This window comes from Nocardia sp. NPDC087230, from assembly GCF_044744725.1.
Classification (GTDB): domain Bacteria; phylum Actinomycetota; class Actinomycetes; order Mycobacteriales; family Mycobacteriaceae; genus Nocardia; species Nocardia canadensis.
The window spans coordinates 126,718-143,265 of sequence record NZ_JBIUYV010000006.1; the positions used below are offsets into that span (position 1 = coordinate 126,718).

Genomic DNA, 16,548 nt, shown 5'->3' on the forward strand with positions numbered 1-16,548 from the left:
CCACAACGGAGCCCATGATGAGAACACCGCAACCCACCACCACCCCGGACGCCCAGCCGATGCCGGTGCGAGCCAAGCTCGCCGCCGCGTGGACGAGCTTCATGTTCCTGTACGCCTACGTGGACATCCTCAACTTCTTCACGCCCGGCGTCGTGCAGGACATCCTCGACGGCAGGGTCTTCGAGTTCGCTCTCTCCCAGACCTTTTCGACCTCGGCGCTGACCCTCCTGGCCGTCCCGATCTTCATGGTCGTGCTGTCGATGACGCTGCCCGCCGGGGTGAACCGTGTCGCGAACCTCGTCGTGGCTTCGCTCTACGTCCCCGTCACGGTGTTCAACGTGGTGGGCGCGTCCTGGCTGTACTTCTACGGCCTCGGCATCGTCTTGGAACTGATCCTTCTCGGCCTCATCCTGCGGTACGCCTGGAGCTGGCCCCGCACCGTACCTTCGACGACCAGCCCGGACCCCGAAACCGTTCGCGCGCAGCAGCAAGCGTGAACTGTCTCGGGGTCACCCGGGATGACGCTCGGCGTCGGACTTCCCGCCGCCGAGCGTCCGGTCGACCCATGCGATGACGTCGGCCAGGATGGCCGGCCCCTCTGGTTCATCCTCCACCCCGTGGTAGACGCCCGGACAGGTCATCAGCGTCGCCGATGGCACGCGGTCGACCACCCGGCGGCTGGCGGAGAGCGGATTGATCAGATCGGCGTCGCCGTGAACCACGAGGAGCGGTACGGCGACTCGGGTGGCAGCCGATGCCACGCGATCCATCTGTGCCACGACGTCGATCGCGAAGCGTGCCGTCGCCCGCCCATGAACCAAGGGGTCGGCGTGCCGTTCGGCGACGACGTCGGGGTCGCGATTGACACGCTCGAACCGCAGCCCGTTCGGCAATGTCAGGGTGGCGAAGGTGCGTCCGAGGCTCCTGACCACAGCCAGCTTGAGACGCTGCTTCCGCAGCTCCGAGTCGAAAGCGGGTCCGGTCGCCACGACCGCGGCCACGTCCGTCCCCGGCCGGTCCGCCGCGTAGAGGAACGCGTAGAGCCCGCCCAGGCTGTGGCCGTACAGCACGACCGGCGCGCCGCCCGTTCGCCTGCGCTCGTGGGCGATCAGATGGTCCACGGCCCGCGCCGTCGACTGGTATCGGACGTCGCCGCGGCGTCCTTCGGATCGCCCGAATCCTTCGTAGTCCATGGCAAGCACGGAGAAGCCGGCCGCGGTGAACGATCGAGCCGTGCGGTCGTAGCGGGCGGCGTGCTCGCCGAGACCGTGCAAGAGGACGACACTGGCCCGCGCAGGCCCGCTCGGGGCCCAGTGGTGCGAGGTGAGTCGGGGGCCGACGCCGTCCGGCGTGAAGGAGTCGACGATGGGTGCGTTGTTCACGAGCAGTTCCTTTCCGGTCTGCTCGAGCCTCGCCGCTTCCCCTTGCTCCAGGATTGGACCAACCTGCTAGGTCGGCAGGATCTCCCAACGGATCGTGCCGAACGCGGTGGGCGGGCCGCCGAAGGTGCGGCGACACGTCCTCGTGAGGTGGGAGCTGTCGGTGAACCCGGCCAGGTGAGCCGCGTCGGTGAGCGTCCGGCCCTGCGCGACCGCCGCGGTCGCCCGGAGCAGCCGGAGCCATCGCACGTAAGCCCGGAAGGTGATTCCGAGCTCCTGGGCGAAGAGGTGGGCCAGTCTGCTCTCCGACAGATGAACGCTCGCGGCGAGGTCGCGAAGCCGAATGGGGCGTGAGTCCAGCTCGGCCTGCAGGCGGGCGCGCGCGGCGACGACTCCCGGATGCAGCGGGAGCGAGGTGTGTCCGGGAGGGCGCAGACGCCCTTCCACGTACGCGCTGTGACCGTCGAGCAGAGTCTGTCCCGCGTGATCCCAGGCGTGAGCGTGGGACGGGTCGCCGACCAGCGCGATCAGCTCGGCGCCCAGACACGACTCGGGCTCGACGTGCGCCACGACGCCCCAGGCGTCGACGGCGCTGAACGCGTGCGACTGATCGGCGGGAACGATCGCCGCGGTGGTCCGCCGCTGACGGCCCTGGGGATCCTCGACGACGAACGTCCCCCGATGGGCGACGGCCACCTGCACGGAGTGGTGCGAATGGGCGGGCAGACTTCCCAACGGACCCTCGATCTCGAGCACACCGGGACGCAAGCGCCCGATGCCGGACCACCGCGAGATCAATGGCTGTCGCTCGTCCGGCGCGTGCATCGCCTGAAATATACGCGGCACGGGCGCGCGGCGACCACCGCCGCGAACCGGCAGTCCGGGCATCGGCACCGTGGACAGCTACGCGACCGTTCGGTGTGCCGACGTGCTTGCCCGGCGACCCGCCCCGCGCCGGCGAGCGTCAGCACGCCCATCTCCTGGGCAGCGTCCTTTGCCTTGGCAGCACCATGGTGGCCAGGGCGGTGTCGACAGCCATGCAGCAGCCGAACGCCTGCCCCAGCAACCGGAGCCCCGCCGTGACGGTGTCACCGCCGACGTGGGGCGTGACCGTCGCGGCGAAGCGCCGACAGCGCGGCGAGATGTCCACACATGCCGTGCACCCCGGTACCGGGCGGTGTCGAGGAGGAGCACAGGTAATGGCCGTCGACACCGAGCCAGTACGGATCCAGCGAAAGCCTCGGGCGAGCGATGAGATTCACCAGGTCGAGGGCTCCGCCGTTGATGTCCCCGCCGACATAGTTGGGGTTCGAGCGCTGCAGCTCCCGCGGAGTGCTGACGTGGATGGCGGCGATACGTTCCCGGAAGCCGGGCGCGAACCGTTCGATCTGGCCGATGACGGCCGCCGTCGCATCGCCGTCGTATCGGTGCGGCACATGCGCGTAGGCGTAGATGGGCACCATGTCACCGACCGCACGGCTGGGATCCATGACGGCCTGTTGAGCGACCAGGACGAACGGACGTTCCGGCATCACGCCTCGGAAGGTGTTCCGCTCGGCCGCGACGACCTCCTCGTAGCTTCCGCACACATGAACGGTCCCCGCGGCTCCGACCGCGGGGTTGGACCAGGGAATCCCGCCGTGAACAGCCATGTCGACCTTGAAGGCCGCCGCGCCGTAGCGATGTCGGCGTAGCGCGCGCCGTACACGCCCCGGCAGGCGATAACCGAGGAGCCGCAGCGGCAGCTGTGGACCGGTATCGAACATCACGTAATCGAAACCGGTCAGTTGGTGTACTTCTTTTATGACACAACGGGTTTCGATGCGACCGCCCAGTGCGCGCAGCACACCGGCCATGCCGTCGGCCAGCCGTCCCGTTCCGCCGACCACGCAGGGCCACCCGTGCCTGTGCGCCACGGCGCCGAACATCAGTCCGATCGCCGAGGTCGGCGGACGAGTCAGCGGCGTCCAGGCGTGAGCGGCGTTGCCCGCGAACAGGGCTCGGGCTTCAGCAGTTCGGAAGGCCTGTGACAGCACGGTGGCGGGCACGATGCCCGCGGCCGCGAAGAGTCCGAACTCGACGGGACGACCGGGTACCTTCACCATCGGCGCCCAGATGTCGGGTGCGAGCGTGTCGTAGTCGCGGCTCAGTCTGCCCATCAGCGCGCGCCAGGCACGCCCGTCGACGCCCAGCTCCCGGGCGGTCCGGTCGATGGACCGGTAGAGCAGCCCGGCACCTCCGCCGTCGAGCGGGTGGGCGAGATCGATGTCCGGCCAAGCCCACCGCACCCCGTGGGATTCGAGATCCAGCGACTGAATGAACGGCGACCCGACGGCGCTCGGCACGATCGCGGCGCAGTGATCGTGCAGTAGTCCGGGAAGCGTCAGTTCGCTGGACCGCAATCCGCCGCCGATGGTGTCGGCGGCTTCGGCGACCGTGACCCGCACGCCGGCCCGGGCGAGCGTGATGGCCGCGGCCAGCCCATTGGGACCCGAGCCGACGACCAGTGCGCTCGACATCAGCGCAGACTCCACGCGACCGACACCGGCACCGTATCGTCCCAAGGCTGACGATCGACGACGTCGGCGACATCGATACTGCCGCGTTCGAACTCACCGGAGACCGCATCGACGAGGCGGTATTGCTGGCGCTGCCGATGGATGGGCTGGGCATCGAGCATCACGATGCGCACTTCGCCCGGCTCGAATCCGCAGCGCTTCCGCAGCGCGGCGACGAGCTGCTCGTTGCTCATGTGGCCGTCGCCGAAGTTCCAGCCGAGCACGGTGGATACCATGCGTTCGCCGTCGACGAGCACGTAGTCGTCCTCGTTCAGCCCGGCCATCGCCCGGTGCGCGAGGGTGAACAACCCTTTGCCGTGGGTGTTGAAGGCACGGAAGGCGTATCCCATGTACATCGGAATCTGCGCGGCCTCCTTGCTGCCGTAGAAGCGCTCCAACTGCGCGGCAGGCATGCTCGCGATCGACACCACGTTCTTTTCGATCTTTGCCGATGCCGACGGCTTCACGCACCACAGGGTGGTATCCCAATTGCCGGCGTAGTACCTCATCCCCGGAAGGAAAGACACCTTGCGGGGAAAGAGGTTTCCGATGATGACGATGCACACCAACACCCCCAGCAGAACCAGAGGCAGTGGGGTGGTCATATCGCCGAGTCCGACGGGTGCCTGCCCGACGAACAGCGCCAGCACGGCGAACATCATGAAGACGTTCCACTCCAGCGGCACGCCCATGGGAATGGAGGACAGGATTCCGAAGTGGAAACCCAGCATGATGATCGCGAAGACCCAGGTCGACCAGCCACCGTGCGAGAGCAGCAGTCCGACGGGTGCCACCATTTCGACAACGGTCGACAGATGCGCCAACCACCTCGCGATCCAGCTCGGGCGGAGGTCATCGGGGAAGCGCACGAAGAATCGCCGTTTGATCCATCGCGGTCGAAAGACCGGATTGTTGGCCATCATCGTGGAGATCACGAAAGGGAAATGCTTGTTGAGCTTGGAGGTGGCCGCGCCCATCCAGATGACGACGCAGACCAGCTTGGCCGCGAGGATCATGTCGACGCCGTAGCTCGCGAACAGGAAGGCCACGGTGAACGACCCGTACACCTCGCCTCGCGCAGCGAGGAAGATGACTTTGTCTCGCAGGCCGAGAACCGCCAGCAGTCCCAGCACCGTCCAGATCTGCCAGGCGGGCAGCACTCCGATGTCGGTGCCCAGCGCCTGGACGGGGCCGGTGCCGTCGGAGAACAACGCGGTCACCAGTGCCATCAGGAGCGCCGCGTACAGCACGACATCCCACAGCGTGCGGCTGTCGCCCGCGGTCAGCGGGATCCGATTCGGCCACGGCGCCAAGCGAATCGTCTGGGGACGCAGCCAATACAGAATGGACCCCATCGGCGGGAAGAACCGGTTGTTCAGCGGGCCGAAGCCGCAGCCGAAGCCGACGACCTCGAACAGCATCGTGTACAGCACGGCCTTCTCGAACACGATCGGCTCGGCGTACCAGTCTGCGACATCGGTGAAGCCGTCGATACCGTCGGTGGTCAGCATGATCAACCACGCCGCGAGCACATACAGCGCGATCTTCGCGACGTAGAACAGGTGTAGCACGACGGGTGTTCCGAAACCGACCTCGGCCCAATGCCGGGCCATCGGCATGATCTTCTCGGCGCGAGTGCCTTTGCTCCACTGCTCGAAGTCGATCTCCGGGACTTCCTGCTCGAAGAACCCCATCAGATACTCTCCCTGCGCAACGACATCAGCAATCGACTACGCCGTTCGACACTTCGAGACCGCCGCCGAGACCCCGCCGGGTACGGGGTGGAAGGGGATGCATGACCGAGAACGCCGTGCCGCGCCGTGTCCCGTGGCGTGTGCCGACCGGTTCCACCGCGCAGGATCCGCGAGATCGCATCATCGAGGCAGCGTCGCGATGCCTGGAGCGATTCGGTGTCGACCGGACGTCGATCACGGCGATCGCCCGCGAGGCCGGGGTATCTCGCCAGACGGTCTACAACCACTTCACGACCCGCGAGGACATCATTCTCGAGGCCGTGCAGACCGCGGCGACGGCCGCCTCCGAACGCATCCTCGCCACGGCGCGGACCCAGCCCACGGCCGCGGCTTTCGTGGTCGAACTCTGTTTGGCCGCAATGGCAGAATTCCGACGCAATCCGGCCATCTCGCCGCTGATCCCCGTCTTGGATTGGCCACAGACTCGAGCGCATGCGCTCGAACCCGACGTCATCGCAACTGTCCGGCATTTTCTTGAACCGATCCTGTCCTACTTGCCTGAGCGAGAGCCGTTCCTCGACGAGATGACCGAGACCTATCTGCGCTTCGAGCTCTCGCTGCTGACCATCGAGAGCGCCCGATCCCGCTCGCCCGAGATACTGCGCAGCTACCTGCACCGCGTTCTCGTACCAGCCCTTGGACTGCCTCTGGATTCGCATCACATTGACAGTTAAGACACCCGCTGTCAATGATGAACTTCGACTGGTCGACGTCTACCACTCCAGGGGGACCAATCGGCCCAGGAAGGCCGGTAGCCACCAATGCGTGCCGAGCACTTCCCGGCAAGCCCATCAGCGCCTCGACTACTACCGATTGCTCGGGCTGTGCCGCTCGCCGCCGCCGAAGGCGAAGAGGCCACCCAGACCGGACGTGGCGGCGAAATGCGTCGTCCGAGTTCGACTGCGCCCGCCGGCGCGGCCGTCGACGGGGCTCGACAAGACTCGGCGAACGCGAGTTTCCGCTCGATGCTCACAGCCGTCGGGCCGTGCAGCTGGGCCGGATCGAAGATCTCCACAGACAATGTCGCGACGCACAACCACCCACCGCCCGATGTGCTCATCCTGGATGGTTGGTGGGGCACGTCAGCAGACACCGACGTCGACGTCGCTGGTGACGACTGCGGTCGCGGACGACGAAGCAGTCGGCTTCGCCGCGGAGAACTGGGCGTGCTCCGGGAGGGCTGTGAATCCAAATCCCGAGATCAATCGGCGCGGCGCCGAGGAGGATCCGTGGTGCGCGCAGGGTAGGTGACGATGCGCTGGGCGACCCGCGCGGCCATCAGAGTGGAAACGCCACTGGGCAGCAGCGGGTCGTAGCCGCTCAGTTCGGCGATGCGGGAGAGCCGATAGGTGACTGTGTTGCGGTGGATGAACAGCACCTGGGCGGCAGCATTGTGGTTGAACTCGCGGTCTATGAACACATCGAGCGTCTCCAGCAGCGCAGGATGGTCCGCGAGCGGATCGAGCAGCGCGGCCAGGGCGGGGAGGGTGGCTCCACCCGCTGCCACGGAGTATTCGAACATCATGTGGCTTCGGGTGCAGATCGTTTCGGGCCGGGCCAGGGCGCGGGCGGTCTCGGCGACGGTCTGCGCTTCGGTGTACGCCCCGGGGATGTCCGCCCGGGTGCGTGCGGTCGCGACTCCGATCCAGCATTCAGGCTGAATAGCATTGTTGGACAAACCGATTCGACTCGACAGCGCGGCCGCTGGATCGTCTTCGTCGGCCGGACGCAGAGGGACGAGCGCGATCCAGCCGCCGTTGTCGCGGTAGAGGAATGTACCTGGGAGCAGCCCCAGCCGGTTACGCAGAGCGGTGAGAGTGCCGGGCGCGGGTTCACCGAGCCGTACCGCGGCAACGAGAAACGCCTCCGCGATAGGGATTTCGGGTGCGCCTGTCCCGCCACTGACCTCGCGTCCAGCCAGCAGGTCGGCGGCGATCTCGCCCTGGCGTTCCAGGATGTCCCAGCGTGGCTGGCGACTGTCCTCGATCAGGACGGTGGCGATATGGGTGACCACCAGGTTGAGGTAGTTGGTCAGGCGCAGCCCGAGTTCCGGCAGCAGCGGGTACTCGTCCGGTTCGAGGGCCGAGATGGACTGACTCCACAGGAACGCGGTGCCGACGCGATAATTGGTCAGGATCTCCTCGAGCGACATGCCGTCACGGACCAGCCGCATCGCCCGCTCGACGATCGGGCGCGTGTCGTCTCTGGACAGCTCGTGGTCCATGGTGAGCGACTGGAAGAACAGTGCGATGTTGAGTTGAACGCTCGGTACGAAGTCCGCGTCCAGCATGGAGTGTGGCAGCAGATCATCGGTTTTGAGGGTGGCGGCCAAGCCGGCCGCTTTGGCGTGCGTCCGCTCGACGACCTGCTGCCACTGCTTGTCGCGCGCGACGCCGGGCTCAGGGGAATACCTCTGGGTCATGTGCCCTCCTAAGACACCGGTCCCAAGCGGCGACCGATTCACTCAAGCGCCCGGGAAGCCTTCGGGCAGCGGTGCGGGGAACCCGAGATTGAACGTCGGGCCCGGAGGCAAGCCGCGCAAGACGGCACTGGTCCACGCTACCGACGGAATCCAGCCGGTGACGGCATTCACCCCGTGTTCGGGCAGGGGAACGGTGATGAACCGCAGGTTCGCTCCGCTGTCCCAGTACTTGTCCACTGTCGGCAGCACTGTCGACGGTGGCACGACCTCGTCCCAGATGCCGTGCCACCACAGAATCGGGGTGTCCGGAATGTACTTGCCGAGACTGTTGTCTTCCAGCACTCGCAAGATCGCCGCTTCGGATTCCAACGATTTGCCCGGCATGAAATAGGCACCGAGTGGGCGATAGATACCTGACGGGGCGAGGGTGATGACGCAACGGGACTGGAAATCGCGCAGCAGTTGCCGGCCTTCCTCGGTCAGCAATTCCTCGGGGCGGAACACGTCCGGATACTCCCGCGCCAAGGCCGCGAACCCGAGCCACATGGTGAAATTGCCGATACCCGCGAGACCGCTTTGCGGCTGCACCGCGTACCTCGCGATAGCCGTGAGGTCGCCGGGGGTGCCGCCGATAGCCGTGCCGAGCAGCCGCACGTCGGGGGCGTAGGTCGCGCGCAATTCGGCCGCGCGGATCGAGCCCGAGCCACCCCCGGAGTATCCGTACAGCGCGATGCCGGCATCGGTCAGGCCCAGACCCGCATCGTTCTTCACCGCGCGCAGGCTGTCGAGCACCATCTTGCCCTCGGCGTAGGTGTTGAACGTATTGAACTTGCCGTCGAAGTCGGGGACGTTGAGGGCGAAGCCTTGCATCAGCCAGTAGATCGCGAGCGCGGACTCCTTCATCGTTCCGACCTGCAACGTGTAGGACGGATTGCAGGAGGAATCGGTGGAGTCGATGGCTTCCTGGAACGACACCACCGGCCGGGTACTGCCCTGCCACGGAATGCCCGGCACGATCACAGTCGTCGCCGTCACGATCGGATTGTCGTGGACGTCGTTGGACCGAAACAGCAGTTGCTTGGTGTACACCGGGAACGGGATGCCGACCAGGCGAGTCTGAACCTCCCGCGTGCGCACGATCTGCCCCGGCGCGTAGGACGCGAGGTCCTCTGGATCGTCGTACCAGCGGTCTTCCGCGGGCGTCGGAATCGGCAGCAGATCGTAGAGCTGCGGTTCCGCCGGCAGTTGCGGTAACTGGTTCTGGTCTGGAGGGAATGCGATATCGGTGGCATCACCCGCCGCGGTACCGGCACTGACCAGCACAGTTGCCGCGGATATCGTCGCGACAGTCAAGTGCCGCAACCACGTCTTACCCATTGAACCTCCAGCGTCATTGCCATGAAGTGTCGAAAGCCTCCCGGCACCTCAGACAAGAACATCGCATGACACAGCGCGGAGTCTTCGGCACGATCCCAGCAGTGGATGCCGGCATTAGTGCGTGTGCACAATCGAATCCGAGTCGTTTCACCAGTCTTGATCGACATTGCCGGCCGGATGCTGCGGGGTTGACGGCGCCGGCAATGCCGGCTGCGGCTGCCACGGAATCAGCCATCGGCGCCGACCGGGGCGGCGAAGTACAGGTCAGTCACCTCGCCGCGGGAACCTGCTCGACGGCACGGCTGTCCCATCCCGGCTGCTGTAAGTCGGGTAGGTGTCGTCGTCGAGTTTGTCCGCGGCACGGGGCGGTTGGCGGGGTCGATGTTCGGGTGCCGCACGAAGCGCCTCGGCTTCGACACCGGAAGGCCCCGGCGCGCTGGCGCCGGGGCCTTGATGTACGACTGAGGGATTGGTTTCACATGAGTTCGACGGCCGTAAGGGCCGATCTGAGACACCGCATCCGACAACTCCCGGGATGCGGGACTGGTAAATGACTGTGCAGTGGCCACCACCTCCAATTTCGTCGGTTCTACCTGCGGTGTCTTGCGGTATTCACCCCCTCCGGCGGTCCGGCCGAGTGCACCGGATTCTCTTCTCCGCCGGAGGGGACGGTCGAACTGTCAACCCGGGCAGTTCGCCTGCCCGGCCATCTGATCTCTCCACTGGAACGTCAGCGACTATATACCTCTGCCTCGAGAATGTCTACACTCATCAGAACAGATTTACTCCACTGCCGGGGGTCGCTACGCGGGGTGACGTCCCGTGCCGATGCCAGAGCTCGACCGAGCGCCGCCGACAGGTTTCGACACTGCGACCTTGCGGTCATCGTGACCGGGTGGGCGGCGGCATGTCGCACCGCAATCGGCTAGGGGTCAGGCGGCCAGTGCTCGTCGGCAGCGGGTACGGCGTGACCACGACAGCTGCCGCACGCCGGCCCGCGGCAGCGGAGTCGACGCGATGGCGTCGATGTCGGTGGCAGGCTCGTCGTAGGTCAGGATCCGGACGGCCTCCGGGCCGCGGCCGGTGTCGGTCGCGGTGAAGATCACGCGCTGCCCGGCGTGCAGCGTCTTGTAGCCGGGGGTGTCGATGGCGGTGTAGTCGCAGAACACCGCGGGTCCGCCGTGGTCGGGAGTCAGGAACCCGAACCCCTTCTCGGCATCGAACCAGTCGACTCGGCCGGGCTGCCAGGCGATGGCGTCGGCACCGGGGTGCCGGTGCGGGTCCGGAGGGGTATGCGGATCAGCAGGCGAGGCAAGAGAAGTCGTCGTCGGCACAGGGAACGCTCCATGCTTGGTCGATACAGTCGAACAGATAAGCGGGTGTCGATAACGCGGGCGGATTCGCCCGCGTGCACCGCGGTGACATCCAGGCCCAACTCGGGTCGTCGTCGAAGACGAAGGCCTCCTGGTCGGCGAGGTCGGCCAGAGAGGCTTCGGTAAGACACCGGACGGAACCGGAGCCGGTGGCCGAACCCCCGCCAGGGTTCGGCCACCGGACTCGAGGGGAGTCGGATCGAGCTCCTTGGAAGAGTTCTTCGGGAATCGGTCGATACCCATCACCTCCTCGTCGAGAACAGGGTCGGATCGAAACCAGCGGCTACTCCAGCGGCGGAGGACTGCGCTGGGTGGGCGCCACCCGTCTCGTCGGCCACCGGCTTGATCGCAGCCTCGGCGCCGGGGGCCTCGGGCGGAACCCGGGCGAGTCACCCACGCAGGGCGGACACCCTCGCATTCGGGCGCCGATGGCGTCGATCTCGGCGACCAGGGCCGCGTAGTCGGGATCGAGGGCCACCAGCTCGGTGTCGTACCACCACGCCCGCCCGCGGCCGGTGTCGTTGCCGTAGTTGATGATCGAGGTTGACATCGTCGACCTCCACCCCGGCTCAGGCGTCGATGGCCTGGAGTTCGCTGTCGCGCGAGATCTCGATCTTGCGAGGCTTGGCCTTCTCCGCCACCGGAACCGACACACGCAGAACCCCATTGCGATAGTCGGCACGAATCCGATCGGTATCCAGACTCTCCCCCAAGAACAACTGACGACTGAACACCCCACGCGGACGCTCCGCGGCGATCATCGACCGATCCGCATCCAGACCCGGCCGCGACGCACGCACCGTCACCACATTGCGCTCGACATCCAGATCCAAAGAGTCCGGATCGATCCCCGGCAGATCGAACTCGACCACGAACTCGTCCCCCTCACGCCAGGCATCCATCGGCATCGCCGCCGGCCGCGCCGCCGTGCCGAACACCTGCTGGCTCCACCGGTCCAGATCACGGAAAGGATCGGTGCGCATCAACATGGCCGCCACCTCCAACTCACTCCATTCTCGATAGGATCGTCGCCAGATAACCTCTGTCATCCGACATAGATATTATTTAGCACTCGACCCAGATGAGTGCAAGCAGCAGAACCAAGTAATCTGATACAGAACCACAGAATCGAGGTGAGGACGCCGTTTGATCTCCCCGCCCTCCCCCGGCGACCCTGCACTGCGCTGGCACGGCGATCCCCCGCCACCATGCGGTAGGCGCCAATGGCACCTGGCCGACGAGTTCAGCAACTGGATGATCGCAGCGGCCCCGGTCGCGGCGACCGCCTGACACCGACAACCCCGCAGACCGATACCCGGCCCATCTGTCCTGGGAATTCCGTTCTGCTCGAACACCCCCTGGAGGCTCTCGGCCCGGCTGCCGCGTCCGGCTGACTCGACCCAGGGTTCAGTCGGCCGTCCACGGCCGCAGCTTCTCCGGATTCCGGATCACCCAGATACGGGTGATCCGGCCGTCGGCGATATCGAAGGCGTAGACCGACACGACAGTGCCGTCGAGCTCGGCGACCAGCCCGGGCTGTCCGTTCACCGTGCGTTCGGTGAGGGTCGGCGCGAGGCCGCGGGCAGCGATCTGCATCCACGCGGCGGCGATCTGCTCGCCGCCGACGATCGGGTCGAGGAACGACAACGCGAGGCCGCCACCGTCGGCCGTGGCGACGGCCCGCGGATCCAGCAGCCCGACCAGCGCCTCGATATCCATCGCTTCCCAGGCCCGCTTGAAGTCCCGGACCACCTCGGCGCGTTGGGCATCCGGCGCACCCCGCGCGGAGTCGATGCGGCGGCGAGCACTGGAAGCGAGCTGACGGCAGGCCGCGGGGGTGCGCCCGACCACATCGGCGACCTCGGCGAAGGTGTAGCGGAACACGTCATGCAAAACGAACGCCACCCGCTCGGCCGGCGTCATGGAATCGAGCACGACGAGAAAGGCCATGCTGATCGATTCATCGAGGGTGATCTGGTCCGCGGGATCGGCGGGCCCAGGCCTACCGAACCAGTCGGAGTGACCCGGCACCGGCTCCGGAATCCATTCGCCCACATACTGTTCCCGCCGAACGCGCGCGGAACCGAGCAGATCCAGGCAGATCCGGCTGGCGACCGTCGTCAGCCACGCGCCCGGCGAGGCCACCTGCCGCCGCTGGCTGTCCGACAGCGCGTACCAACGCGCATAGGTCTCCTGCAGGACGTCCTCGGCTTCGGCGAGCGAGCCGAGCAGCCGGTAGGCGAGATTGATCAGCTGCCTGCGCTCGGCGATCACGGTGTTCAGATGCGGGTCGGTCATGTCGGCTCCTGCGGTCTCCTGGTCTGCATCTTCCGACGAAATACCGCTCGGATGTGTGAGGTGACCTGACATTCCGGACGGCTGTGTCGTCGGAAGGTCGAGAAGCCCAGCAAACCAGGAGTTCGAACATGATCAGAATCGGCATCCTCCTCGGCAGTACCCGCCCCTCCCGCACAGGCCCACAAGTCGCGCAGTGGGTCCTGGACACCGCATCGCGACGCGACGACGCCGAATTCGAGCTGATCGATCTGCGTGATCACCCGCTACCGCATCTCGACGAGGCCACCCCGCCGATGTTCGGCCCGTCGGTGCACGCCCATACCCGTGCCTGGGCGGAGCGGATCGCGCCGTTCGACGGTTTCGTGATGGTGACCCCCGAGTACAACGGCGGCGTCCCCGGCGTGCTGAAGAACGCCATCGACCATCTGTGCGCCGAATGGACCGACAAGGCAGTGGGATTCGTCTCCTACGGGGTGAGCGGCGGCGCTCGTGCGGTCGCGCAGCTGCGGGTGGTGTGCAGCACGCTGCGCATGGCCGATGTGAGCCGCCCGGTGGAGATCTCGCTGCTCACCGATTTCGAGAACCACACCACTTTCACCCCGCGTGACCACCATGTCGCCGCCCTGGGCAAGACGCTCGATCAGCTGGTGGCATGGAGCACCGCGCTCGCGCCACTACGGGCGGGCACCGACCCCACCCTCGTCACCTCGAGAGGATCCCGATCATGACCGTACCCAGCTCGCCTTCGCACGCCGACCGCACCCACAGGGACGACGCCCCGCTCCGCCGCCAGATCGCGAAGGTGATCGACGGTCTGCGCGCCGGAGACCTCGAGGCCGTCCGACAGGCCTACACCGCCGATGTCGTCTCCTTCGATGTCGAGCCGCCACTCCAGCATGTCGGGATCACCGCGAAACTCGACAACTGGGCCCGGGTGTTCCAGGTCTTCGAGACGGTGACCTACGAAATCCGGGACCTGACATTCACCATGGGCGAGGACGTGGCGTTCGGGCACGCGTTCGCTCGCCTGCGCGGCACGCTCAGGAATGGGGCGGAAACGGACGGCATGTGGGTCCGTGTCACCTACGGGATGCGCAAGATCGACGACACCTGGTTGATCTCGCACGATCAGGTGTCGGTGCCGCTCGATATCTCGACCGGTCATGGCATGGTCGAGCTCGAGCCCTGAGCACACGCCTACGTCGACATCCGCCGGAGATCGCGCCGGATGCGATCCCCGCTGGTGCTGATCGCCCGGATTGCCCCACCGGGCATCAGGACTGCGACGATGACTGTGGCGGCCTTCCGCCGTGTCGACGAGCGCCTTCCCGGTGGATCCACCGGTTCGCCGAGGTCCACAGGAGCCGGCGTCGATTTCGTGCCACCGCCGGTGAGGCCCTGAATACACTCTGTCGGCGCTGCGGATTACGTATCGGATCCATGGGGGCTTATCGCTGGCGCGTTCGTACGCGCCCGCTTGCCCGGAGCGGCGCGGCTGAATTGTCGAGTCGCTGCGAGCGAATCGAAGTTTCCCGGCCACGTCGACAGCCGCTTCGGGTCGGCGATGACCTGGCCTCGTCGAATCTCACCGACCAGGTCACGACCTGTGATCGCCGCAGCAGCGTACGCGCCGCTGAGCATCGAGCCGACTGTTCCCGGGCCCCATACCGTGCTGGTTCCGGCCAAAAATAGGCCACGGACAGGGGTTTCGGTCCCCGGACGCAGTGGTCCAGCCTGGTCGAGGCGAAGCGCAAGCCCAAAGGGTGCTCCTGCCGTATTTCCGACGAACCGAGTCTGGGTCGCAGGGCTTCCCAACTCGGCGAGCCGAACCCGCGACGACGCCCCCGGATAGGCTTGCTCCATCCGTTCGAGCATTCCGTCGAGCACGATCTTCTTGATCTCGTTGTAGCGGCGAGTATTGCGGTACTCGCCCGATTCGACGTCATAGCCGTCGAATCCCCACAGCCTCGGATCGGCCGGGGTGATCGTCTGCACCTCGATCGTGGCGTGCCCCTCGGGCGCGGCGGCATGGTCCGGGTCACGGCGTGACGAGGACTGCAGGTACATCGGCTGCTGCGCCGCCATCGCGTGTGCCCAAGCACGTCCGTCGCAGAATCCCTTGCCGTCGATAACACTCCGCGAAAAGCGGGTCAACGAAAGCAACGACGTGGCCACACCCCAGTCGGGGATCGCGAAATAATTGCTGTTGAGCTGGCTGTGGACGTCGAATTCGACACCGAAGAATCCATTGATCAACGGATGCGACATCGACCAGTGTTTGACACGTTCGCGATGAAGCCTGGGTAGGTGTTCGAGACCGACCAGCTCCTTGTAGGTTTTGATGATGTCGGCGTCGGAGACCACTGCAGCCGCGGCGATCTCCTCCCCACTCATCAGCCGCACCCCAGTAACCCGCCCGTTGTCCACCAAGATCTTCTCGACCGCGGCGTTGGTACGGATAGTGCCACCATGCGAGGTGATCACCTCAGCGAACCCAGCTGCCAGGACCTGTCCTCCACCGCGCGGGTAGTAGGCGCCTCCGCCTACATAGTCCTGGTAGAAGCCCGCCATTGCCGCCGTCGGCATGCTCAGTGAACTCGAGGCGAGCGCTCCGCATTGCACCGACAGCGCGAGTACGGCACGTGGCGAGAATCCGCACGAGGCCAGGGTGGCGGCATAGGGCATTGCGAGGAACGGCGCCGCCCAACCCGCCGCGGCAACCCACCGCGCCAGCGTCGCCGCCGGGCGATGCGGGCCACGACGATCCAGGCTGTCGGCGAGTCGGTGCATGATCGAGTGAAACCGGCGAACAGCCCTCTGCTCGTCGGGGAACGCTACAAGGAGCTCGGCGAGGAATGATTCCCAGCCGACCGGCACGTTGAGAGCAAAGTCCGGAGCGATAATGCGGTCGAATGCCGACTCTTCCAGCGGAAGCCATTGAATACGGTCGTCGAGTGCGAGTCCGTGGATCATCGCCGAAACGATGCCTCCTGGCCCGCAATCGCCGACATAGTGGACTCCGCAATCGAATTCCCAGCTGCCGCGACGTCGGAAGACGTGCGATGAGCCGCCGAGTACCGAGTATCGCTCGAGCAGAATCACTCGTTTACCCGCCGCTGAGAGATGGGCAGCCGCCGACAGTCCGCCAAGGCCCGCGCCGACGACTACAGCGTCGAACCCCTTTGAAGCGGCGCCGTTGTGCTGCGACATGGCAGTTCCTTTCCGGCATCCGCCCGTACGGCGTCAACCCAATCCGGTATTGATTCCGACATGTTTCTCGTTGGGGGCATACCACCCGGTCACGGTCCACGACTTCTTCGAACCACGCTGAAACCATCGCCAGTCGTGGCGCGGCATGATGCCCGTCCCGCGGATTATGGGACAGCG

General features: G+C 66.1%; 15 protein-coding genes. 4 read left to right on the plus strand and 11 right to left on the minus strand.

Translation table 11 applies throughout. The features are described 5' to 3' along the window. The first annotated feature begins 17 nt into the window (after positions 1-17). Positions 18-497 carry a DUF6326 family protein gene (locus tag ACIO52_RS21500; RefSeq protein WP_402646141.1) on the plus strand — a complete coding sequence of 160 codons (480 nt, stop codon included), beginning with the start codon at positions 18-20 and terminating at the stop codon, positions 495-497. 12 nt (positions 498-509) lie between these two features. On the opposite strand, the gene ACIO52_RS21505 is transcribed toward ACIO52_RS21500, so the two are convergent. The 4 genes from ACIO52_RS21505 to ACIO52_RS21520 all read right to left on the minus strand — a co-directional run bounded on the left by ACIO52_RS21505 (position 510) and on the right by ACIO52_RS21520 (position 5,631). Beyond that, a complete protein-coding gene (locus ACIO52_RS21505) occupies positions 510-1,382 on the minus strand; it encodes an alpha/beta hydrolase (protein ID WP_316574486.1) in 873 nt (290 codons plus the stop codon). A 66-nt stretch (positions 1,383-1,448) separates the two neighbouring features. Then, on the minus strand, positions 1,449-2,204 hold the full coding sequence (locus tag ACIO52_RS21510) for a helix-turn-helix transcriptional regulator (RefSeq protein WP_402646144.1): 756 nt from the start codon (positions 2,202-2,204) through the stop codon (positions 1,449-1,451). Positions 2,205-2,467: 263 nt separating this feature from the next. Continuing rightward, complete coding sequence (locus ACIO52_RS21515) at positions 2,468-3,898, minus strand: phytoene desaturase family protein (RefSeq protein WP_402646147.1); 1,431 nt, start codon at positions 3,896-3,898, stop codon at positions 2,468-2,470. After that, positions 3,898-5,631: a DUF3556 domain-containing protein gene (locus tag ACIO52_RS21520; RefSeq protein ID WP_402646151.1), complete on the minus strand. Its 1,734-nt coding sequence runs from the start codon at positions 5,629-5,631 to the stop codon at positions 3,898-3,900. The genes ACIO52_RS21515 and ACIO52_RS21520 overlap by 1 nt, the downstream gene beginning before the upstream one ends. Before the next feature lie 101 nt (positions 5,632-5,732). Between ACIO52_RS21520 and ACIO52_RS21525 the strand changes: the two genes are divergently transcribed. Continuing rightward, the gene (locus ACIO52_RS21525; RefSeq protein ID WP_402646154.1) at positions 5,733-6,365 is read left to right on the plus strand and encodes a TetR/AcrR family transcriptional regulator; all 633 of its coding nucleotides are present in this window, start codon (positions 5,733-5,735) and stop codon (positions 6,363-6,365) included. 527 nt (positions 6,366-6,892) lie between these two features. Here the strand turns inward: ACIO52_RS21525 and ACIO52_RS21530 are convergent. From ACIO52_RS21530 to sigJ, 6 genes are all read right to left on the minus strand, one after another. Continuing rightward, a complete protein-coding gene (locus tag ACIO52_RS21530; RefSeq protein WP_402646157.1) occupies positions 6,893-8,113 on the minus strand; it encodes a PucR family transcriptional regulator in 1,221 nt (406 codons plus the stop codon). A gap of 42 nt (positions 8,114-8,155) precedes the next feature. Then, positions 8,156-9,490, minus strand: coding sequence for a lipase family protein (locus ACIO52_RS21535; RefSeq protein ID WP_402646159.1), 1,335 nt, complete (start codon positions 9,488-9,490; stop codon positions 8,156-8,158). A 932-nt stretch (positions 9,491-10,422) separates the two neighbouring features. After that, positions 10,423-10,824, minus strand: a complete 402-nt coding sequence (locus ACIO52_RS21540) for a cold shock domain-containing protein (RefSeq protein ID WP_342800121.1) — start codon at positions 10,822-10,824, stop codon at positions 10,423-10,425. Between the two features lie 322 nt (positions 10,825-11,146). Beyond that, positions 11,147-11,413 carry a hypothetical protein gene (locus ACIO52_RS21545; protein ID WP_342800120.1) on the minus strand — a complete coding sequence of 89 codons (267 nt, stop codon included), beginning with the start codon at positions 11,411-11,413 and terminating at the stop codon, positions 11,147-11,149. A gap of 19 nt (positions 11,414-11,432) precedes the next feature. Then, positions 11,433-11,852: an Hsp20/alpha crystallin family protein gene (locus tag ACIO52_RS21550; protein ID WP_402645986.1), complete on the minus strand. Its 420-nt coding sequence runs from the start codon at positions 11,850-11,852 to the stop codon at positions 11,433-11,435. A gap of 418 nt (positions 11,853-12,270) precedes the next feature. Further along, positions 12,271-13,161, minus strand: a complete 891-nt coding sequence (gene sigJ / locus ACIO52_RS21555; RefSeq protein ID WP_402646164.1) for an RNA polymerase sigma factor SigJ — start codon at positions 13,159-13,161, stop codon at positions 12,271-12,273. A 128-nt stretch (positions 13,162-13,289) separates the two neighbouring features. Between sigJ and ACIO52_RS21560 the strand changes: the two genes are divergently transcribed. After that, the gene (locus tag ACIO52_RS21560; protein ID WP_402646167.1) at positions 13,290-13,889 is read left to right on the plus strand and encodes an NADPH-dependent FMN reductase; all 600 of its coding nucleotides are present in this window, start codon (positions 13,290-13,292) and stop codon (positions 13,887-13,889) included. Next, positions 13,886-14,350 carry a YybH family protein gene (locus ACIO52_RS21565; RefSeq protein ID WP_402646170.1) on the plus strand — a complete coding sequence of 155 codons (465 nt, stop codon included), beginning with the start codon at positions 13,886-13,888 and terminating at the stop codon, positions 14,348-14,350. Before ACIO52_RS21560 ends, ACIO52_RS21565 begins: the two co-directional genes overlap by 4 nt. A 236-nt stretch (positions 14,351-14,586) precedes the next feature. Here the strand turns inward: ACIO52_RS21565 and ACIO52_RS21570 are convergent, their stop codons facing one another. Then, a complete protein-coding gene (locus tag ACIO52_RS21570) occupies positions 14,587-16,371 on the minus strand; it encodes a phytoene desaturase family protein (protein ID WP_402646172.1) in 1,785 nt (594 codons plus the stop codon). Positions 16,372-16,548: the final 177 nt, after the last annotated feature.